The following is a 16,834-nucleotide window of genomic DNA, read 5'->3' on the forward strand; positions in this document are numbered from 1 at the left end:
GCACCGTCAACGACTACGACAGATTTGAGTTACGGATCAATAAGTCCCTGGCATTGGAATCTAATTCCCGGAAGGAGCCCTTCACGGACCTTGGCTCGAGCTGGGCGGCTCAGAAGACCGGCCGCCGATTCCCGTGCCCGGTGGCCTGCTCGAAAGCGTGCGCGGCGCGCAACAGTCCTAGCTCGCCCCGCATTGGCGCGATGATCTGCAGACCGACCGGACGTCCGTCGCCGGTGAACCCCGCGGGCACCGACAGCGCCGGGCAGCCGGTCGCCGAGATCGAATACGCCGAGCGCATCCACTCCAGGTAGTCGTGCATCGGTTGCCCGGCAACGGTTTCCGGATACTCCCACTCCACCGGGAACGACGGCACCTGGCTCACCGGCGCGAGCAGCAGGTCGTACTGGGTGAAGAACTCCTGCATCCCGCTGATGAGCTGCAGCTGCCGTGTCTGTGCGGTCGCGATGTCCGCGCCGGAAAGCGTTGCGCCGAAAGCGATGTTGTCCTTGAGAGTCTGCTTCATCTTGTCGGGATGCTCTTCGAGCAGGCCGCTGAACCCGGCGTGGAAAAGCCATCCTCGCAAGGTGCGGAACACCTCGTCGGCGGAGGCGAGGTCCGGGCAGGCCGGTTCGACGCGGCAGCCGAGATCCGCGAACACCTTCACCGCCGGTTCCAGCACAGCGGTGACCGCGGGGTCGACCGGCAGGCCGCCCAGATCCGGCGACCACGCCACCCGCAGACCCGCGAGGTCGGCGTCGAGCGATCCGGCGAACGGCGCGGCGGGCTGGTCGAGCGAGATCGGGTTGCGCTCGTCGTGCCCGGCGATCACGGACAGCAGCAGCGCGACGTCCGCGACTGTCCGCCCCATCGGCCCCTGCACGCCCAGCGCCTCCCACGGCAGCGTCGCCGGCCAGGTCGGCACGCGTCCCGGTGACGGACGCAGGCCGACGACGTTGCAGAACGACGCCGGATTGCGCAGCGAACCGCCCATGTCGCTGCCCTCGGCGAGCGGCTGCAGGCCCGCGGCCAGCGCCGCCGCCGCGCCGCCACTGCTGCCGCCAGCGGACAGATCCCGCCGATACGGGTTGCGCGTGGCCCCGAAGACCGGGTTCATCGTGTGCGAACCGGCCCCGAACTCCGGCGCGTTCGTCTTGCCGAGCGTGATCGCGCCGGCGTTGCGGATCCGCTCGACGACGAGCGTGTCGCTGTCCGGCACGTGGTCGGCGAAAATGGGGGAGCCGTAGGTGGTGCGGACCCCGGCGACGTCGTGCGTGTCCTTGTGCGCCACCGGAATCCCGTGCAGCGGACCGACCTCCTCGCCGTGCGCGAGACGTTCGTCGGCGGCCGCGGCCTCGCTCTGCGCACGCTCGGCGGTGAGCGTGACGATGGCGTTGATCTGGGGGTTGACCTGCTCGATCCGGTCGAGATGCGCCTGCAGGACCTCGCGGGCGGACACCTCGCGGGTGCGCAGCCGCCGGGCCAGTTCGCGGGCGGGCAGGTAACAGATCTCCTCGGCGCTCACTGGCTTCCCTTCCTGACCCCGGTGTCCGTTCGCGACGTCAGCTTCGCGCGTACTGCCGGGGTCGGACAAGAGCTGCTCGACAAATGACGGAATCAGCCACAGTGTTGGCTGATGACCGCACGGCTGGACCCCCTCGACCGCCGGATCGCCGGTGCGCTGCAAGTCGACGGCCGCGCGTCCTGGCGGCGGATCGCCGAGGTGCTGGACGCGCCGGAGCGCACGGTGGCCCGTCGCGGGACGCACCTGCTGCGCACCGGCGTCGTGACGGTTGTCGCCGTTTCGCCGCACGGCGTGCCGCTGCTGGTCCGCGGCCGTTGCCGGGCCGGGCTCGGCCGTCCGGCGGGCACCGCGCTCGCGGGACGGCCGGAGACGAGCTTCTGCTACCTGATCACCGGACAGGGCGAACTGGTCGCCGAGGTCTTCTGCGACCGCAACCGGCTGCCGACCTTCATGTTCGACGAGATGGCGGCAATCCCCGGCCTGCTCGATCTGACGGCCGATACCGTCACCCGCTACTACCGCACCATCCACGAATGGCAGCCCGGCCTGCTCAGCCCTTCCGAGACGTCGGCGATCTCCTCGCTGCCGCAGCCGACCCCGCAGCCCCGGCAGCCCGACGGCGTCGACTTCAGCAGCGACGAACGCGCCATCGTGCGCGCGCTGCGCGAGGACGGCCGGCGGACCCACGAGGAGCTCGCCCGCGCCGCCGGGATCTCGGAATCGACCGTCCGCCGCCGGCTGGAAGCGTTGCGGCGGGAGGAAAAGGTCTTCATCCGAGCGGTGGTGGAGCCGGCCGTGCTCGGGCTGCCGGTCGAGGCGCTGCTGTGGATCCGGTGCCGCCCGCACGACGTCGACGACATCGGCCGGGCGTTGCTGGCCTCGCCGTACGTGCGGTACGCGGCGGCGATGACGGGCGAGTATCAGCTGCTGGCTGACGTGACCTTGCCCGACATCGCCGCGTTGCACGAGTTCGTCGGCAGCTCCGGATGGTCCCGGCAGGCGGATTCGGTGCATACCGGGGTGGTGCTGAAGGCGTTGAAGCGCAGCAGCGTCCTCGCTCCCGAGCTGCGCTCCTGACGGTTACACCCTCTCCGCCAACCCGTTCAGCACCGACGGCAACGCGCCGCGGTGCAGCACGCCGAGCCGTTGCGTCGCACGGGTAAGCGCGACATACAGCTCGGCCGCGCCGCGCGGACCGTCCGCCAGAATCCGGTCCGGGTCCACGAGAAGCACGGCGTCGTACTCCAGCCCCTTCGTCTCCGACGCCTGCACCGCACCCGGCACGTCGGGCGGCCCGATCACGACGCTGGTCCCTTCCCGGCCTGCCTCGTCGCGGACGAATTCCTCCACCGCGGCAGGCAATTCGCCGTCGGTGACCTTCCTCGACCACGGCCGGACCCCGCACGCGCGAACCGATTCCGGCGGCTCGACCCCCGGCGCGAACTCCGCCAGCACCGCGCCCGCGACGGCCATGATTTCCGCCGGGGTGCGGTAGTTGACGGTGAGCGACCGGTAGGCCCAGCGGCCCGGGACATACGGATCCAGCATCGTGCCCCAGTCCGTCGCCCCCGCCGCCGACCGGCGCTGCGCCAGGTCGCCGACCACGGTGAACGACCGGCTCGGACAGCGCCGCATGAGGACCCGCCAGTCCATTTCGGACAGTTCCTGGGCCTCGTCGACGACGACGTGCCGGTAGGTCCAGTCCCGGTCCGCGGCGGCGCGTTCGGCGAGGTCGCGGGTGTCGTACTCGACGAACCGCTCGGCCAGATCGGTGTCGTAGAGCAGGTGCTCCGCGGACAGGCCGATGTCCTCGTCCATCTCCTCGCGGTCGAGCCGCATGATGTCCAGCACACCGGCCGCGTACTCGGCCTCCGCCTCGCGTTCGGCCTTGTCCTCCTTCTGTTTCGCCCGGTCCGGTGCCTTGCCGAGGAGGTCGATCAGCTCGTCCAGGAGCGGGACGTCCGACACCGTCCAGGCGTCTCCCCGCTCGCGCAGCAGCGCCGGGCTGGCACCGGCCGCGTCGAGCCGGGCGGGGGAGGAATACAGCGTGGCCAGCAGGCTTTCCGGGGTGAGGATCGGCCAGAGCCGGTCGATCGCCTTGACGAACGCCTTGTCGGAGAGAAGTTCCTTGACGAGCGTGGAACGGAGGTCCTCCCACTCCTCCTTGTCGTCGCGAGTGAGCCAACCGCGCCCGATGCGGGCCATGGCGCGTTCGGTGAGCACGTACGTGACGATCTCGACGAACACCGCCCGCACCTCGTTGTGCGGCCGTCCGCTCTGCCTCGCCTCGTCGCGAGCCCACTCGGCCGTTGCCGCGTCAATCCGGACCGTGGTGTCGCGAAGTTCGATCAGGATCGGCTCCGGCGGCAGCTCCTGCCGGTCCGCGACCGCCGCGTTGAGGACGTCGAGCATCCGCAGAGACCCCTTGAACTGCGCGATTTCCGGCTCGTCCTCGACGTGCGTTCGCAGCCCCGGAAGCAGCCCGCCCGGAGTGGTGAACACCACGTCGGACTCGCCGAGCGACGGCAGCACGCGGCCGATGTGGTTCAGGAACGACGGATTCGGCCCGAGAACGAGGACGCCGTGGCGCTCCATCCGCTCGCGCTGCGTGTAGAGCAGATACGCGACGCGGTGGAGCGCCACGACCGTTTTCCCGGTTCCCGGCCCTCCCTCGATGACCAGGACGCCGGGATGGTCGAGCCGGATGATGCGGTCCTGCTCGGCCTGGATCGTCGCGACGATGTCCCGCATCCCCTCGCCGCGGGGCGCGTTGACCGCGGCGAGCAGCGCGGCGTCGGCGTCGTTCTCCTCGTCGCTGCCGGGCCGCCCGAAGACCTCGTCGGTGAAAGACGTGACTTGGCGGCCATGCGTGTGGAACTGCCTCCGCCGCCGCATGTCCTCGGGCGTGGCGGCGGTAGCGGTGTAAAACGCGCTCGACGCCGGAGCGCGCCAGTCGAGAAGAACGGGTTTGTACTCGTCGTCCTGATCGAAAAGCCCGACCCGGCCGATGTAGGAATGGCCGCCTCCGAGCGAGTCGAGTCGCCCGAAACACAACCCGGAGTCGGCGAACGCCAACCGCCGCTTTTCGCGCGTAAGGGCGCGCACCTCGACCTCGCGCTCGCCCGGAGTCCCGTCGTTTCGCTTGAGGGCAGCGGTGTAACGCCCATCGGCCCGCTCGCGCTCGTCGTCGAGCCGCCGGTACAGCCCGGCGACGTAGTCCTGTTCGGACCGCAGTTCTTCTTCGTACCCCTGAGTTGACACGTGCCCCTCGCTGCTGTTATTCTGAACCCAGATTCGGCGCGAACTTCTGATTTCCTGGTGAAGACGCGTCGATTTTTTATTGTCCACCTTCTGTCAAGTGGCGTGGTGGGCTGGTTGCTTTTCCGGCTTTGTCTCGCGGCGGGTTGCGGTGGCTGGTCAAGCCGCTTCGGGTGCACCAGCGTTATGAAGCGACTGAAGGAGCTTTGGGCCGCGACGAGCTAAGCATCCAGTTTCGGCGGCCTGGCCCTGGCGTGGTGCTCGCCTGGCGATGGCGGGTCGGGCCATGGCGGGCGGCTTGGGGCACCGCGATCGGGCCAGCCAAGTCGGGCGAGGAGGGGCAGGCGAGCCAGGCCGGGCAGCCGAGCTGGGCCGGGCAGGCGAGCCGAGCTGGGCTGGGCAGGCGAGCCGAGCTGGGCTGGGCAGGCGAGTCGAGCTGGGCTGGGCAGGCGAGTCGAGCTGGGCTGGGCAGGCGAGTCGAGCTGGGCTGGGCAGGCGAGTCGAGCTGGGCTGGGCAGGCGAGCTGGGCTGGGCCGGGCGAGCCGAGCTGGGCCGGGTGAGGCGGCGGAGGCGAGTCGGGCGGAACGAGCTGGGCCAGGTCGAGCCGGGCGGACTCAGCATTGCCGGGAAGGGCTCGCTGCGGCTCCGGCTCGCTTGCGGAGTCGTACGCCAGTCATCGATGGCGTGCGGCCGTGCGGTCACCCCGTTCGGCGCGAGAGTCCTTAAGGAGCCGCGCGAACGCGCCCTCGGCGGTCGCATCGGGCCCATCGCTGCCGACGCGGCTTTCCCGCACACCCCAAGCCCTGAACCTGCCCGCAACAATCGCACGTTCGCTCCCGGCAGCCCGAATTGCATGGTCGAGCAGCGATTCTGCGGCATCCCCCGGGGCTTGCGGCAAGCCCCGGGGTGCGCTATATCTTAGAAAGGGCGAGGGAAATCAATTTTTCACCAGTGCGCGGAATCCCGCGCGGTTCACGGCTGCTTCGCCGGCACCCAGTTGCGCACCACCGGCCGATAGCCATCCGGCTTGTCGCCCACCTTCGCGCCCGGGTTGATCAGCCACGACTGGTAGTCCGGCGTGAACATCCGGTACGGCCCGGCCGGCGGCACCTCGCTCGCGCGGTCCAGGGCGTCGCGCAGGTCGGCGGGCAGGGTGAAGTCGAGCGCGTGCATCGTCGCGTCCAGTTGGCCGGCGCTGCTCGCCCCGACGATCGCCGACGCGATGCCCGGCTGCGTCGCCACCCAGTTGATCGCGACCTGCGCCATCGTCACGTTCAGCTCGTCGGCGACAGTCTCGAGCGTCTTCAGCAGTTCCCACTGTTGCGCGCTCCAAGCCTCGGCCGCACCCGTCAACCGTCCTTCGCCGCTGAGGCCAGCCGATGAGCTGCGGTATTTGCCGCTCAGAAACCCGCTTCCGAGCGGGCTCCACGCGGTGATTCCCAGTCCTAGCTCCTGACCCGCCGGGACGTGCTCGGTCTCGATCGTCCGCTCGATCAGCGAGTACGGCAGCTGAAGACTGATCATCGGCGGCAGCGAATGCGAGTCGGCGAGTGTCTGCGCGCGGCTCGCGTACCACGCGGGCACGTCGGACAGCCCGGCGTACCGGATCTTCCCCGCCCGCACCAGATCGTCGAACGTCCGCAGCACCTCCTCGACCGGCGTGATCCGGTCCCACGTGTGCAGCAGGAACAGGTCGAGATAATCGGTGCCCAGCCGCCGCAGGGACGCCTCCACCGACCGGATCATGTGCTTGCGGCCGTTGCCGCCCGCGTTCGGGTCGCCCGGGTCGACGCTGTTGGTGAACTTCGACGTCAGCACCAGCCGATCCCGCTCGCCCGTCTCGGCGATGAACTTTCCGAGCAGCCGCTCGCTCTCGCCCGCGGTGTAAAAGTCCGCTGTGTCTATGAAATTGCCGCCTTCCTCGACGTACTTGCGGAAGATCGGCCGCGCCTCCTCCTCGGATTTCCCGTAGGCCGCGTGGAACCCGTCGGTGCCGAAATTCATCGTGCCGAGCGCGAGCCTGCTGACCCGCAATCCGGACCGGCCGAGCAGGTAATACTGGTCAAGAGACATCGGGGTCATCGCTCCGTTCCCGAAAACACGCGCGGGCCGTGCCCGCCTGGCTCGGCCAGGGTGCCCTCGGAAAAATGGACCAGCAAGTCCAGAAGCTGGGGGAGTGCCGAGCAGGATGGGGCGGCCAGCGGAGCCCAGCCCGGACCCGCTGAGTCACAAGCGGCCCAGTCGCAGCCCGTCGAGACTGCAACCGGCCGAGCAACGGCCTGCCGACCCCGCCCCGCTCAGCCGCTCCAGCCGCAGCCCGCCGAACTGCAACTCGGTCCGGCAGCGACCGCCGGTCCGCCCAGCCGAGCGTCCCTCTGCCCGCCAGCCGCGAGCCGCCGACCCGTACAGCCGAACTTCGCCAGCCGCAGCCAGGCTCACCCCATCCCGCCCGGCTCAACCCGTCCCACCCGAACCCCCGCCGGGACGTACGCTGCAGTACATGCCGTCGAACATGATCAGCCTCCGCGGTGTGCGCACGCACAACCTCGCCGACGTGGACGTCGACATTCCGAAGCATCAGCTGGTCGCGGTCACCGGTGTTTCCGGGTCCGGCAAGTCGTCGCTGGCGTTCGCGACGCTGGCGGCCGAGTCGCGGCGGCAGCTGTACTCGACGATGCCCGCGTTCGTCCGGACCAAACTGCCGCACGATCCGGCTCCCGAAGCCAGTTCGCTGAGCGGGCTGACCACCGTCGTCGTAGTGGACCAACGGCCGCTCGGCACGAATTCGCGGTCGACGGTCGGCACCGCGACCGAGGTGTGGACGATGCTGCGGATGTTGTTCTCCCGCCTGGGCGAACCGTCCGCGGGGTACTCGCCCGCCTACTCCTTCAACGATCCGTCCGGCATGTGCCCGGCGTGCGCGGGGCTCGGCACGGTCACCGACATCGACGGCGAGCGGATGATCGACCGCGGCCGTTCGCTCAACGACGGCGCGATGGTCTTCCCCAGTTTCGCGATCGACAGCTGGATCTGGAAGCGCTATGTCTACTCGGGATTCTTCGACAACGATCTGCCGTTGCGAGAGTGGCCTGAGGAACTGGTGCAGTTCCTGCTGCACGGACCGACGCAGAAGCCGCCGAATCCGCTGCCCCGCTTCCCGGCCAGCGCGAAATACCAGTCGATGGTGCCGCGGATCCGGCGCCTGCTGGTCGAACGCGAGGCCAAGATGGGGCCGGCGGTGCGGGCGGCGCTGGCCGACGTGACCCGGCAGCGGCCGTGCCCGGACTGCGGCGGCAGCAGGCTCGCCCCGGCCGCTCGGGAGAGCCGGGTCAACGGTCTGTCCATTGTGGACCTCGGATACCGCGACGCGGCCGGACTGCTCGAATTCTGCGCCGGAGTCGAGCACGAGTGGGCGCGTCCGCTGGTGGCGGCGCTGCGGTTGCGGCTGGAATCGATGATCACGCTCGGCCTCGGGCATCTGCACTGTTACCGCGCGACGCCGACGTTGTCCGGCGGCGAATCGCAGCGGCTGAAACTGGTGCGGCACTTGGGATCGAGCCTCACCGACCTCACGTACGTGCTCGACGAACCGACGGACGGGCTGCATCCGGCCGACGTCGCGTCCCTCGTCGACGTACTGCGACGGTTGCGTGATCACGGCAACACAGTGCTCGTGGTGGACCACCACGAAGCGGTGATGGTGGCCGCGGACCACGTGATCGACTTGGGTCCTGGAGCGGGGGAAGCGGGCGGGCGCGTGGTGTTTCACGGTCCGCCGGCGGAATTGCGGAATGCGGACACGACGACCGCGCGGGCGCTGCGCACGGGTGTCCGGCTCAAGGACACGCTGCGGGAACCGACCGGCTGGCTGCCGTTGCGCGGGCTGGGCCGACACACCCTGCGCGACATCGACGTCGATGTGCCGACGGGCGTGCTCACGGTGATCACCGGGGTAGCAGGGTCCGGGAAGTCGACACTGGCGGGCGAGCTCGCCGAGCGGCACCCGCGGTTCACGGTGGTCGACCAGAGCCAGATCGTCGCGACGTCGCGGTCGACGGTCGGCACCTGGCTCGGGCTGGCGGAGCCGGTGCAGCGCGCGTTCGCCGAGGTGAGCGGCGAGTCGCCGAAGCTGTTCAACCCGCGTTCGCAGGGCGGGTGCCCGGCCTGTCGCGGCACCGGTGTCCGGCGGACCGATCTGGCGTTCCTGGAGGACGTCGACACGCCGTGCGAGGAGTGCAACGCGACCGGATTCCGTCCGGAGGCACTGGAAACGCGGCTCGAAGGACGGACTGTGCTGGAGGTCCTGGGCACGCCGGTGTCGGCGCTGGCGCGGTATGTGCCGCATCCGGACGTGGTCCGGCTGGCCGCGCTGCTCGGCGAGCTGGGACTCGGGCACCTGGCGAGCGGCCGCACGCTCGACACCCTCTCCGGCGGCGAGCGGCAGCGACTGAAACTCGCCCGCCAGCTCGACTCGACCAGCGACGACCTGCTCGTCGACGAACCGACCGCGGGCCTGCATCCCAGCGACACCACGCGGATGGTGGCGCTGCTGGACCGGCTCGTCGACGAGGGCCGGACGCTCGTCGTGGTCGAGCATTCGCTGCACGTGGTCGCCGCCGCGGACTGGGTGCTCGACCTCGGCCCCGGCGCGGGCGAGAACGGCGGCCAGGTGCTCTACACCGGCACGCCGAAGGGACTCGCCGAGCACGACGGCGCGACGGGACGGTACTTCCGGGCGGCGCTCGGCGGATAGCGGTGGCCCCTCCGGCGCGCGGGGCCGTTCCACCCGCGCTGCCCGGCTTGCTGATTCCGTGAGGGCCACCTTCACGGCAGTTCGGGTCCGTGAGGGGAACCCGCACGGACTCTGAGTCCCTCAAGGTGGCCCTCACGACCCGCCGACGTCCGTGAGGGCCACCTTCACGGACCAAAGTTCCCCTCACGACCCGCGCTCCGTGAGGCGAGAGGCGCGGGAAGCCGTGCGGCACGGGGAGCGCGCGGGAACCTAATGCGGGAACCGCCGCGCCCCCGCGCCGCCCTGTCCGAGGACGTCGTCCGGATTCGAGTACGGGCAGGATTTCAGCGACAGGCAACCGCAGCCGATGCAGTCGGTGAAGCGGTCGCGCAGCGCGGTCAGCTCCTCGATCCGGGCGGTGAGGCGGTCGTGCCAGCGGCGGGAGATGCGCTCCCAGTCGCGTTTGGTGGGGATGCGCTGGTCCGGCAGTTCGGCGAGCGCGTCCTTGATCTCTTCCAGCGACACCCCGACGCGCTGCGCGGTCCGGATGAACGCGATCATGCGCAGCGTGTCGCGGCGGTACTCGCGCCGGTTGCCGCTCGTGCGCCTGCTCGCGATGAGCCCTCGGCTCTCGTAATAGTGCAGCGTCGGGACGCTCACGCCGGCGCGTTCGGCGATCTGTCCCGGCTTCAGCCAGACGACCTCGCGCGTGATCTGGGGCATGGCAGCTCTTTCCGTGCTTGACATCAAGTCCGCTTGATGAAGTCCACTGTAAGCACCGCCCGGATGGCGGCGGTTGTCCCGGCGAGGTCGCCGCGGTCGAATGGGGGATCAGCGAGGCGGAATGGGGACACCGCCGAGACCGGATCGAGCAGGCGGGGCGCGCGGACGGGCTGACGATTCGCATGGACACCGCCTGGGCGCTCGATTCCCGGCCCGCGCATCGGGTGCTCAAGCTCGCCGTCGCACGGGGACTCGCCGAAACTCTTGCGTGGGAAGCGATGTTCGCCGCGCATCTGCGGGACAACCTCGATCTCGCGGAGTGGAATGTGCTGGCGGACTTGAAGACCGGATTGGAGCGCGACGAGGTGCTCGCGCTCGGCGAGAACGAGGACTGCGCGGCGGAAGTGTTGGCAGATCACGAAGAAGGACAGTCGCGCGGGATCCATTCTGTGCCGACCGTGGTGCATGGCGACCGTCTTCTCGCCGGGGCACGCAGCGTCGCGGAACTGACGGAATTCGTCCGGTCGGCAGCTAAGGCGAAATCGACCGAGCGCCCATCGCGAGGTGGCCGTCGGACACGGTCGCGGCAAGGTGGTGCTGAGGACGAATTAAATCGGTGGACGGGGTCATCAGGCCGCCGTTATGGTTCGCCACGACCGTGACTCGACACCGGGAGGTGAGCCCCATGAACGCTGTTTCGATGTGGGTGCTCCCCGTGTCGTCACGGTCGGGCGACTGACGTAGGGGTTGCCAGGAGCGCCTTGAGCAGAAGGCACTCCGAAAGGTGACCATCATGGACACTGTGCGTTTCACCGAGGGCGAGCCCGCGGTGAGCATCACCCGGGCCGAACCCGGACTGTGGCAGGCGCTGGACGACGGCAGGCTGGCCGGTCGCGGCGAGGCCACCACCCGCCCCGACGGACGGGTTTTCCTGAGCATCGACGCCTGGCACCGCTCCGTCTTCGACCAGCTCGCCCGCGAAATGCTGGCCGCGCTGCCGGGCCCCGTCCACACCGTGGTCGACGAGACCGACCACGAACTGCTGGACGGCTGGCAACAGGCCGGTCTGACGATCCACCGGCGCGAGTGGGAGTACGTCGTGCCCACAGACCCGGGCCCGGTTGTCCCGCCGCCGGGTATCACGTTCGTGCCCGCCGGATCCGCTGAAGAGGGCCTGTTGCGCGAGCTCGACCGCGTCGTCCGCGCCGAGGTCGAGGCGACCGTCGGCTGGTCGGAAATGCCAGCTGAGGTCCTGCCGCACCCGGCTGGCGACACTGTCGTGGATCCGTCGAAGTACGCCGTCGCTGTCGAAGGCGGCGAATACGTGGGTCTGATCCGCGTGGTTCAGGTGACACGCCTGCCCCGGATCGGGCTCATCGCCGTCCGGGCGGATCGGCAACGCCGGGGCATCGCGCGCGGGTTGTTGCTTCACGCACTCGACGTCCTGCACCGAGCAGGGATCAAGACGGCGTCGGCCGAGGTGAACGAGGCGAATGCGGCGGCGACGGCCCTGTTCGAGGGCGTCGGCGCGCGGCGGGCGAACAGCACGGTGGAGCTGATGCGCCATGGCCGGTAAGGGCGGGATCGAAGTCGAGGGAACCGTGGTCGAGTGCCTGCGCGACGCCCGGTTCACCGTCGAGCTGGCGAACGGGCACCACGTGCTGGCCCACATCAGCGGCAAGATCAGGAAGAACTTCATCAAGATCGTGCCGTATGACCGGGTTTTGGTGGAGTTGAGCCCGTACGACCTCGACCGGGGCCGGATCCTGTTCCGGTACCGGAACTAGTCCGGTCCGCCCTTGCGGTCCCGGCTGGGACCGCAAGGGCGGTCAGCTCGTTTTCGCGGTGGCGAGCCGGGTCAGCGCGTCGCATTTCCGGCCGAAGTTCGCCACGACGTCGGCGCCGATGATCCGCACCATCACCGCCCGCAGCGGGGTGTCGAGGACGATGCGCTGGGTCAGCTCGGCCCCGCCGGGGACGGCCGCGACGCTCAGCCGGAGGTCCATCCGCCCGAGCGGGACGGGCTGGCAGAGCGTGAACTCGTGTCCGGGCCGCCAGCTCGTGAAGGTGAAGTCCTTCGCGATCTTCGCGTGCACGCCGCCGCGGAATCCGCCGCTGGGGTAAAGGAATCCGGTCGATCCGGCAGCGACCGGCCCGTGCAGGACGACGCGCGCGACGTCCGGGTCCCAGCGCGGCCAGTTCTCGACGTCGGCGAGGACGTCCCAGAGCGCGGCCGGGTCAACGGCGAGGGTCCGGGTGGAGGTTTTGTCCCAGGTCATGCCCCCGAAGATATACGGAACTGGCAGTCTCGTAAACTGTGCGCTATGACGCACAACCGGCGCGGACGGCCGCGGGAGCAGGGGATCGACGAGGCGGTGCGCGCCGCGGTCAACGAACTGCTGGAGGAGGTCGGCTACCAGCGGTGCACGGTCGACGCGATCGCCGCGCGCGCCGGGGTCGGCAAGGCGGCGCTCTACCGGCGCTGGAAGTCGAAAGCGGAACTCGTGTTCGCGGCCGTCGTGCACGACGACGCACTGGCGCCGCCGCCCGACACCGGCACCCTGCGCGGTGACGTGGCAGGCGTTCTCGCCGACATTCAGTCCGCTTTGGATGGACCGCAAGTGCGAAACGCCTTGCCCGGCTTGCTCGCCGACCTCCGCACCGAAAACGCCCCCACCGCCCGACTCGGCGAACTGTTCCTGATCCGGGAACGTGCCTACCTGGTGGAGGTGCTAGACCGCGCGATCGCCCGCGGCGAACTCGCCCGGCGACCCGAAGTGCCCGCAGTGCACGCGATGCTGCTCGGCTCAGTTTTCGCGTGGCTGCACCTTCTGCGCGAAGCAGTGCCACCGGGCGGCCTCGCCGACGCACTCGCTCCCGGCTTGTACGGTGCCATTGTCGCGCTAGGAAAGTGATTTTCCCCCACGGCCGCAACGGATCCCGCGCTCACCGCCGAGGTCGCGGCGACGGCTTGCGACGGGACAGCTCGTCCGCGATTATCGCGCCCAGGCGGCTGTTCGCACTGCGAAGCGCGCGGTATCCCCGGTATGCCACGACGATTACCGCAGCAACGACGACCGCGGCGATCGACAGGACCGGCCCGTGCGAAATCAGGGTGTCCCGGTAGACGCGAGCGAGATACCCCAGCCCGAGCCCGGCGGCGAGAGCGTCGAGAAGCGCGAGCGGAACCCGTCCTGGGATGGGCATGGCGGTCTCCTCTCGGGACCCGACCCCAGCAATCTAGGCGACCGAAGGCTCTCGCGAGGGCTCCCGACCCGATCGGCCTACACTCCCCGGCCCGCGCGGACCCTGTGCTAAGTTGACGTGAACTGGGGGGATCGACCTGCGGAAGCGAACCCAGGGGCCGGTAGCTCAGTTGGTTAGAGCAGGGGACTCATAATCCCTTGGCCGTCGGTTCGAGCCCGACCCGGCCCACTACCTGCGGTTTCTGCACCAGACTATCCCGTACGTCGCTCAAACAACAAGGGACAAGCGGAGGTTCGCGGCGTACCGTCTCCGCCATGAACGCCCCCGCAGACACCCTCGCGATAGATGACCTCAGAGAGCTGCTCCCGGACTGGAGACGGCATCTCAAGGCCGAAAACAAGTCCAAGAACACGATCGACTCCTACCTTCGGGTCGCCGGAGACTTCATCGACTTTCTCATCGCCAAGGAGATGCCAACCGGCGCGTCGGAGATCGAAAAAGCGCACGTCGAAGAGTTCATCATCGATCTTCAGGAACGCCCGAACAAACGCACCGGGAAACCCCTGTCTGATGCGTACGTCAACAAGTATTTCCGTACGCTGCAACAGCTTTGGCGCTGGCTGGAAGACGTCGAAGGCGAGATCGACGTGTCCCCGATGGCGAAGATGAAGGCCCCCGCCGTGCCGGAGCAGCCCGTCGACATCCTCACCGAGGACCAACTGAAAGCGTTGCTGGACACCACGACAGGCCGCACCTTCGAGAACCTGCGCGACCGCGCCCTCCTGCTGTTCTTCATCGACACCGGCGCCCGCTGCGACGAGGTCGCGTCCCTGGACATCGAAGACTTCGACTTCGATGCCGATGTCGCCCACGTCCTCGGCAAGGGTCGCCGCGGCCGGGCGGTGCCGTTCGGGGCAGCGACCGGTGCCGCGCTCCGCCGCTATCTGCGCGCGCGGGCGCGTCATCCGCACGCGGACCGCACGACGGGGATGTGGCTGGGACGCAAGGGAAGGCTCACCGAGTGGGGGATCCGGCAGCTGTTCAATCGGCGCGCGGACGACGCGAAGGTGCCGCACGTGTACCCGCACCGGTTCCGGCACACGTTCGCGCACCGGTGGCTCGCCGAGGGCGGTCAGGAACAGGATCTGATGCGGCTGGCCGGCTGGCGGTCGCGGGAGATGCTGGGCCGCTACGGGGCGTCGGCGGCGGACGAGCGGGCGGTCGCGGCGCACAAGAAAGCGAATTTGATCAGTCGTTTGACGTGACGGAAAGCGTTGGGGGAGAAGGGGAAAAGAGGCTGAAGAAGCCCCCCCCCCGCAGTTTTACGGGGAACCGTGCGGGGGCTGGGGGAAGCAGCCGCACCGGTTCGGGTTCAGAGCACACACAGGTTGATGATCGGTCGCAGGTTGACGTCGATCCCGCAGGGTGCGGGAGCGGGCGGTTTCGGTGCGGGGGTCGTTGCGGTCGGTTGCGGGGGCGACGTGCCCGGCGGTGCCGGATGCGGCTGCGCGGTGGTCGTCCGGGTGACGACCAGTGCGGGCGGCGGCTCGCCGGTGGCCCGGTCGCTGTTCGCGGCCGATGGTGTCGCGGCCCGTGGCGGCTGAGCTGACATCGTTGTCGACGGCAGCGCTGCAGGCGCCGGGACTGACGTCGTGGCTGGCGGCGGCTGGCTCGGCGTGACAGTGAGCGCGGGCGGAGGCTCCGGCGGTGCAGCCATCGGGCTGCCGGTGTCGGGACCGGCCCCGAAGGGGCTCGACGCCGCCACGAACGCCGTCGTCGCGACTGCCCCGGCCAGTGCGACGAACGCCGCGGCCGGATGTTCTCTCGTCCAGGCGATCGTTACGGCGGCAGCACCGACCACGAGAGTGGCACCGCCTTTGATGACGCGGAGGACGGGTTCTGTCGCGCGACGGCCGCCGCCGTCGTCGTCGGGGGCGCGGCTCAGTTGTTCGAGCCGGGCGCGCGCGTCGAGCCGTCGATGCAGCCGACGCAACGCCAACGCGTTATGGATCATGACGGCCGCGATCACGGCGAGCAGGGCCGTTGCGGCCAGTAGAAGGAATATCACTGCTCCACGAATATTCCTCTGAACGGCGGTTTTCCACCGATTAATCGTTTCGCAACCCTACGAATAACCGGACGGAGCAGTGTTTAGCCTCGCCTAACTCCGGAGTGTTTCTCGTCGTACAGCCGCTTCCGCCGGTCGATGATGTAGGACCACTTCACGTCGTCGGTCTCGCCGCGGATCGCGAGCATCTCGTGCTCGACCTCGCCGCGCGGCTCGCGCTCGTAGACCTCTGGCGGGTAGAGGTCGGCGGCGGTCGGCGTGGTTGCGGGGATTTCGCCGCCTTCAAGGATCGCGACCGGGGTGTCTTCGGTCCAGCCGGGGAGTGCTCTCGCGGCGGCCTCGTAGACGAGTGCTCCGACCGGTTCGCCTTGTTCCAGTTTGATCAGGCTGCGAACGCTGATTTTGGCTTCCTTCGCGAACGACGGCCGCCATTGGTGGCCGGACGCTTCGCGTCCTCGGGTCACCGCGATGCCGAGTTGGATGCGGGCACGTTCCGAGTACTTCCGTGTGTGAGGTCGCGTATCGGCCACCCGTGCACCATAGCGCACCACAGTGCGCGACGCACGGTATCTGACTTGTCGCTGAACGCGCTTACGTCGAACGGCGCAACCGTAGTTAGCTCTCACAAACGCGCAGCGTAGCGCACCATCACGCACCACTTCAAGACGATGCGCGATCATGCGTTGACAAGTAGTGCACCATCGTGCACCATCGAGTCATGCCACGACCGATCGGGAAAACCTGGAGACGCTGCCGCGCCAAGATGGGCATCACGTCCGACCAGGCCGCCCAGATGCTCGGGATCGCCGGCGGCTCGCTTCGGCAGATCGAAACGAACGCCAAGCCGGCTTCCCTCGCCCTCGCCTTCCGCGCGGAAGCTCTCTACGGCGTCCCCGTCGACGACCTGATCGACGAGGCCAAGGACGACCCGGAACCGAAGCCGAAGCCTCAGCCGAAGATCGAGCGCGTCGCGCCGCCCCGTCGACAGGAACGCGAACCGACCAAGGGGCCGAAGCGGGCCACGAACGGGACAGCAGCATGAGCACCCCCGAGCAGCGATCCCGCGCCGCCAAGGTCGCCATCTACAGCCGACTCGCCACAGCGGACCGGAAGCAGATGACCGCGGCCGCGAACCGCGCGAACCGTGACCGGTTCGAGCGCCAGGTGGACCCGGAGGGCGTGCTGGAGCCGGGGGAGCGGGCGCGTCGCGCCGAGTACGCGAGGAAGGCGTACTTCACCGCACTCGCCGCGAAATCCGCTGAAGCCCGCGCCCGACGCCGGGCTGCCTGACCCACAAAAAGAACGCCCGCCTCGTGCGGACACA

18 protein-coding genes and 1 tRNA gene are annotated in these 16,834 nt (G+C 69.1%); 11 read left to right on the forward strand and 8 right to left on the reverse strand.

Going from position 1 to position 16,834, the window contains the following annotated elements; translation table 11 throughout:
* Positions 1–109: 109 nt before the first annotated feature.
* On the reverse strand, positions 110–1,522 hold the full coding sequence (locus tag ACFORO_RS12170; protein WP_377870047.1) for an amidase: 1,413 nt from the start codon (positions 1,520–1,522) through the stop codon (positions 110–112).
* Positions 1,523–1,633: 111 nt separating this feature from the next.
* Between ACFORO_RS12170 and ACFORO_RS12175 the strand changes: the two genes are divergently transcribed.
* Positions 1,634–2,599, forward strand: a complete 966-nt coding sequence (locus tag ACFORO_RS12175; protein ID WP_377870046.1) for an Lrp/AsnC family transcriptional regulator — start codon at positions 1,634–1,636, stop codon at positions 2,597–2,599.
* Positions 2,600–2,602: 3 nt separating this feature from the next.
* Here ACFORO_RS12175 and helR read toward each other — a convergent pair whose 3' ends face one another.
* A complete protein-coding gene (gene helR / locus ACFORO_RS12180) occupies positions 2,603–4,783 on the reverse strand; it encodes an RNA polymerase recycling motor ATPase HelR (RefSeq protein ID WP_377870045.1) in 2,181 nt (726 codons plus the stop codon).
* A 254-nt stretch (positions 4,784–5,037) separates the two neighbouring features.
* On the opposite strand from helR, the gene ACFORO_RS12185 reads away from it, so the two are divergent.
* On the forward strand, positions 5,038–5,340 hold the full coding sequence (locus ACFORO_RS12185) for a hypothetical protein (RefSeq protein WP_377896551.1): 303 nt from the start codon (positions 5,038–5,040) through the stop codon (positions 5,338–5,340).
* A gap of 412 nt (positions 5,341–5,752) precedes the next feature.
* On the opposite strand, the gene ACFORO_RS12190 is transcribed toward ACFORO_RS12185, so the two are convergent.
* Positions 5,753–6,853: an aldo/keto reductase gene (locus ACFORO_RS12190; protein WP_377870043.1), complete on the reverse strand. Its 1,101-nt coding sequence runs from the start codon at positions 6,851–6,853 to the stop codon at positions 5,753–5,755.
* A 427-nt stretch (positions 6,854–7,280) separates the two neighbouring features.
* Between ACFORO_RS12190 and ACFORO_RS12195 the strand changes: the two genes are divergently transcribed.
* Positions 7,281–9,533 carry an ATP-binding cassette domain-containing protein gene (locus tag ACFORO_RS12195; protein WP_377870042.1) on the forward strand — a complete coding sequence of 751 codons (2,253 nt, stop codon included), beginning with the start codon at positions 7,281–7,283 and terminating at the stop codon, positions 9,531–9,533.
* 249 nt (positions 9,534–9,782) lie between these two features.
* On the opposite strand, the gene soxR is transcribed toward ACFORO_RS12195, so the two are convergent.
* The gene (soxR, locus tag ACFORO_RS12200; protein ID WP_344284167.1) at positions 9,783–10,235 is read right to left on the reverse strand and encodes a redox-sensitive transcriptional activator SoxR; all 453 of its coding nucleotides are present in this window, start codon (positions 10,233–10,235) and stop codon (positions 9,783–9,785) included.
* Between the two features lie 17 nt (positions 10,236–10,252).
* Between soxR and ACFORO_RS12205 the strand changes: the two genes are divergently transcribed.
* The 3 genes from ACFORO_RS12205 to infA all read left to right on the forward strand — a co-directional run bounded on the left by ACFORO_RS12205 (position 10,253) and on the right by infA (position 12,022).
* The gene (locus ACFORO_RS12205; RefSeq protein ID WP_377870041.1) at positions 10,253–10,897 is read left to right on the forward strand and encodes a DsbA family oxidoreductase; all 645 of its coding nucleotides are present in this window, start codon (positions 10,253–10,255) and stop codon (positions 10,895–10,897) included.
* Positions 10,898–11,028: 131 nt separating this feature from the next.
* The gene (locus ACFORO_RS12210; protein WP_377870040.1) at positions 11,029–11,811 is read left to right on the forward strand and encodes a GNAT family N-acetyltransferase; all 783 of its coding nucleotides are present in this window, start codon (positions 11,029–11,031) and stop codon (positions 11,809–11,811) included.
* Positions 11,801–12,022 carry a translation initiation factor IF-1 gene (gene infA / locus ACFORO_RS12215; RefSeq protein ID WP_116202922.1) on the forward strand — a complete coding sequence of 74 codons (222 nt, stop codon included), beginning with the start codon at positions 11,801–11,803 and terminating at the stop codon, positions 12,020–12,022. Before ACFORO_RS12210 ends, infA begins: the two co-directional genes overlap by 11 nt.
* A gap of 42 nt (positions 12,023–12,064) precedes the next feature.
* Here the strand turns inward: infA and ACFORO_RS12220 are convergent, their stop codons facing one another.
* A complete protein-coding gene (locus tag ACFORO_RS12220; protein ID WP_377870039.1) occupies positions 12,065–12,514 on the reverse strand; it encodes an SRPBCC family protein in 450 nt (149 codons plus the stop codon).
* A 45-nt stretch (positions 12,515–12,559) separates the two neighbouring features.
* Here ACFORO_RS12220 and ACFORO_RS12225 point away from each other — a divergent pair, with 45 nt between their 5' ends.
* Entirely contained in the window at positions 12,560–13,150 is a 591-nt protein-coding gene (locus tag ACFORO_RS12225) for a TetR/AcrR family transcriptional regulator (RefSeq protein ID WP_377870038.1), read from the forward strand.
* A gap of 31 nt (positions 13,151–13,181) precedes the next feature.
* Here the strand turns inward: ACFORO_RS12225 and ACFORO_RS12230 are convergent, their stop codons facing one another.
* Positions 13,182–13,442, reverse strand: coding sequence for a hypothetical protein (locus ACFORO_RS12230; protein WP_377870037.1), 261 nt, complete (start codon positions 13,440–13,442; stop codon positions 13,182–13,184).
* Positions 13,443–13,596: 154 nt separating this feature from the next.
* On the opposite strand from ACFORO_RS12230, the gene ACFORO_RS12235 reads away from it, so the two are divergent.
* Both ACFORO_RS12235 and ACFORO_RS12240 read left to right on the forward strand, forming a co-directional pair.
* Positions 13,597–13,670 (forward strand) — tRNA-Ile (locus tag ACFORO_RS12235).
* Positions 13,640–14,707 carry a tyrosine-type recombinase/integrase gene (locus tag ACFORO_RS12240; protein WP_377870036.1) on the forward strand — a complete coding sequence of 356 codons (1,068 nt, stop codon included), beginning with the start codon at positions 13,640–13,642 and terminating at the stop codon, positions 14,705–14,707. Before ACFORO_RS12235 ends, ACFORO_RS12240 begins: the two co-directional genes overlap by 31 nt.
* Positions 14,708–14,814: 107 nt before the next feature.
* Here ACFORO_RS12240 and ACFORO_RS12245 read toward each other — a convergent pair whose 3' ends face one another.
* Positions 14,815–15,510, reverse strand: coding sequence for a hypothetical protein (locus tag ACFORO_RS12245; protein WP_377870035.1), 696 nt, complete (start codon positions 15,508–15,510; stop codon positions 14,815–14,817).
* An 83-nt stretch (positions 15,511–15,593) separates the two neighbouring features.
* Positions 15,594–16,040 (reverse strand): hypothetical protein, encoded by a 447-nt coding sequence (locus tag ACFORO_RS12250; protein ID WP_377870033.1) that lies wholly within the window; start codon positions 16,038–16,040, stop codon positions 15,594–15,596.
* A gap of 188 nt (positions 16,041–16,228) precedes the next feature.
* Between ACFORO_RS12250 and ACFORO_RS12255 the strand changes: the two genes are divergently transcribed.
* Together ACFORO_RS12255 and ACFORO_RS12260 are read left to right on the forward strand one after the other, a co-directional pair.
* The gene (locus tag ACFORO_RS12255; RefSeq protein WP_377870031.1) at positions 16,229–16,552 is read left to right on the forward strand and encodes a helix-turn-helix transcriptional regulator; all 324 of its coding nucleotides are present in this window, start codon (positions 16,229–16,231) and stop codon (positions 16,550–16,552) included.
* Positions 16,549–16,800, forward strand: a complete 252-nt coding sequence (locus ACFORO_RS12260; RefSeq protein ID WP_377870030.1) for a hypothetical protein — start codon at positions 16,549–16,551, stop codon at positions 16,798–16,800. The genes ACFORO_RS12255 and ACFORO_RS12260 overlap by 4 nt, the downstream gene beginning before the upstream one ends.
* Positions 16,801–16,834 lie beyond the last annotated feature (34 nt).

Source organism: Amycolatopsis halotolerans (assembly GCF_042647905.1).
Taxonomy (GTDB): domain Bacteria; phylum Actinomycetota; class Actinomycetes; order Mycobacteriales; family Pseudonocardiaceae; genus Amycolatopsis; species Amycolatopsis halotolerans.

Excerpts from the sequence above, each read along its gene's own strand:
- ACFORO_RS12190 (WP_377870043.1), bottom strand. The coding sequence starts at position 6,853 with ATGTCTCTTGACCAGTATTACCTGCTCGGCCGGTCCGGATTGCGGGTC.
- ACFORO_RS12255 (WP_377870031.1), top strand. The coding sequence starts at position 16,229 with ATGCCACGACCGATCGGGAAAACCTGGAGACGCTGCCGCGCCAAGATG.
- ACFORO_RS12220 (WP_377870039.1), bottom strand. The coding sequence starts at position 12,514 with ATGACCTGGGACAAAACCTCCACCCGGACCCTCGCCGTTGACCCGGCC.
- ACFORO_RS12230 (WP_377870037.1), bottom strand. The coding sequence starts at position 13,442 with ATGCCCATCCCAGGACGGGTTCCGCTCGCGCTTCTCGACGCTCTCGCC.
- ACFORO_RS12210 (WP_377870040.1), top strand. The coding sequence starts at position 11,029 with ATGGACACTGTGCGTTTCACCGAGGGCGAGCCCGCGGTGAGCATCACC.
- ACFORO_RS12195 (WP_377870042.1), top strand. The coding sequence starts at position 7,281 with ATGCCGTCGAACATGATCAGCCTCCGCGGTGTGCGCACGCACAACCTC.
- ACFORO_RS12225 (WP_377870038.1), top strand. The coding sequence starts at position 12,560 with ATGACGCACAACCGGCGCGGACGGCCGCGGGAGCAGGGGATCGACGAG.
- soxR (WP_344284167.1), bottom strand. The coding sequence starts at position 10,235 with ATGCCCCAGATCACGCGCGAGGTCGTCTGGCTGAAGCCGGGACAGATC.
- ACFORO_RS12260 (WP_377870030.1), top strand. The coding sequence starts at position 16,549 with ATGAGCACCCCCGAGCAGCGATCCCGCGCCGCCAAGGTCGCCATCTAC.
- infA (WP_116202922.1), top strand. The coding sequence starts at position 11,801 with ATGGCCGGTAAGGGCGGGATCGAAGTCGAGGGAACCGTGGTCGAGTGC.
- ACFORO_RS12175 (WP_377870046.1), top strand. The coding sequence starts at position 1,634 with ATGACCGCACGGCTGGACCCCCTCGACCGCCGGATCGCCGGTGCGCTG.